Origin of the sequence: Halobacillus sp. HZG1, assembly GCF_035818575.1 — a bacterium.
GTDB classification, from domain to species: domain Bacteria; phylum Bacillota; class Bacilli; order Bacillales; family Halobacillaceae; genus Halobacillus; species Halobacillus litoralis.
This window is the reverse complement of the sequence record NZ_JAYLVQ010000039.1, coordinates 1-1390: the sequence shown is the minus strand read 5'-3', so window position 1 is coordinate 1390 and position 1390 is coordinate 1. Positions and strand designations below refer to the sequence as shown.

At 48.3% G+C, this 1390-nt stretch carries 9 tRNA genes and 2 rRNA genes; all 11 read left to right on the top strand.

Going from position 1 to position 1390, the window contains the following annotated elements:
• Positions 1 to 111 (top strand): 23S ribosomal RNA (locus VKA52_RS06005); the annotation flags it as partial.
• Positions 112 to 255: 144 nt separating this feature from the next.
• Positions 256 to 369, top strand: a 5S ribosomal RNA gene (gene rrf, locus VKA52_RS06000).
• Positions 370 to 394: 25 nt separating this feature from the next.
• A tRNA-Val gene (locus VKA52_RS05995) sits at positions 395 to 470 on the top strand.
• Positions 471 to 485: 15 nt separating this feature from the next.
• Positions 486 to 561: transfer RNA gene (locus VKA52_RS05990), tRNA-Thr, on the top strand.
• 30 nt (positions 562 to 591) lie between these two features.
• A tRNA-Lys gene (locus VKA52_RS05985) sits at positions 592 to 667 on the top strand.
• A gap of 7 nt (positions 668 to 674) precedes the next feature.
• A tRNA-Leu gene (locus VKA52_RS05980) sits at positions 675 to 756 on the top strand.
• A 6-nt stretch (positions 757 to 762) separates the two neighbouring features.
• Positions 763 to 837 (top strand) — tRNA-Gly (locus VKA52_RS05975).
• Between the two features lie 55 nt (positions 838 to 892).
• Positions 893 to 981 (top strand) — tRNA-Leu (locus VKA52_RS05970).
• 11 nt (positions 982 to 992) lie between these two features.
• Positions 993 to 1069, top strand: a tRNA-Arg gene (locus VKA52_RS05965).
• Positions 1070 to 1075: 6 nt separating this feature from the next.
• Positions 1076 to 1152, top strand: a tRNA-Pro gene (locus VKA52_RS05960).
• A 13-nt stretch (positions 1153 to 1165) separates the two neighbouring features.
• A tRNA-Ala gene (locus VKA52_RS05955) sits at positions 1166 to 1241 on the top strand.
• Positions 1242 to 1390 lie beyond the last annotated feature (149 nt).

Here is a 1390-nt window from a genome sequence, read left to right as displayed (position 1 = left end):
TTTGCTTTAAGCAAATAAGATCCCTCAGAGACGATGAGGTTGATAGGTCCGAGGTGGAAGCGTGGTGACACGTGGAGCTGACGGATACTAATGGATCGATGACTTATCTATCTGATTTTAATCATTCGTGAAGAACGTTGCTTTTCAAATAAGATGTTTCCTTATCCAGTTTTGAGGGTTTTCAAAAAAACTTGAATTTACCCCTTGAAATTTTGTTCAAAGGACAATATAATATATCTTGTCCTTGAAAAAAGGTTTGGTGGTGAAGGCGAAGAGGTCACACCTGTTCCCATGCCGAACACAGCAGTTAAGCTCTTCAGCGCCGATGGTAGTCGGGTTTACCCCCGTGAGAGTAGGACGCCGCCAAGCCTTGATCATAATTTCATAATAATCCGGAGGATTAGCTCAGCTGGGAGAGCACTTGCCTTACAAGCAAGGGGTCGCAGGTTCGAACCCTGCATCCTCCACCATTTCTTATCAAGTTAGCCGGCCTAGCTCAACTGGCAGAGCAACTGATTTGTAATCAGTAGGTTGGGGGTTCAAGTCCTCTGGCCGGCACCATTAGTTGCTTGCGCTAACGTTTTTCGATAAGAGCCATTAGCTCAGCTGGTAGAGCATCTGACTTTTAATCAGAGGGTCGAAGGTTCGAATCCTTCATGGCTCACCATTCATTTGCGGGTGTGGTGGAATTGGCAGACACGCTAGATTTAGGATCTAGTGCTTCACGGCGTGGGGGTTCAAGTCCCTCCACCCGCACTTTATGCGGAAGTAGTTCAGTGGTAGAACACCACCTTGCCAAGGTGGGGGTCGCGGGTTCGAATCCCGTCTTCCGCTCCATGATTCAACCAAGCTACTTAATAAACAACACCGATATTAGACATAAACTTGCCAGGCCGGGGTGGCGGAATTGGCAGACGCACAGGACTTAAAATCCTGCGGTGGGTTTCCACCGTGCCGGTTCGAGTCCGGCCCTCGGCACCATAAACAAATATGCGCCCGTAGCTCAATTGGATAGAGCGTCTGACTACGGATCAGAAGGTTAGGGGTTCGACTCCTCTCGGGCGCGCCATTTAAACGGGAAGTAGCTCAGCTTGGTAGAGCACTTGGTTTGGGACCAAGGGGTCGCAGGTTCGAATCCTGTCTTCCCGACCATTCCTAATATAGAGGGGCCTTAGCTCAGCTGGGAGAGCGCCTGCTTTGCACGCAGGAGGTCAGCGGTTCGATCCCGCTAGGCTCCACCAATAATTAATTTGATCTTTGAAAACTGAACGAACCAACCAGTACGTCAAAACATTTCTTCTTTATAGAAGAGATTTGAAACAAAGCACATTCGGTGTGCAAATGAGCAAGTCAAACTTAACTTTTATGGAGAGTTTGATCCTGGCTCAGG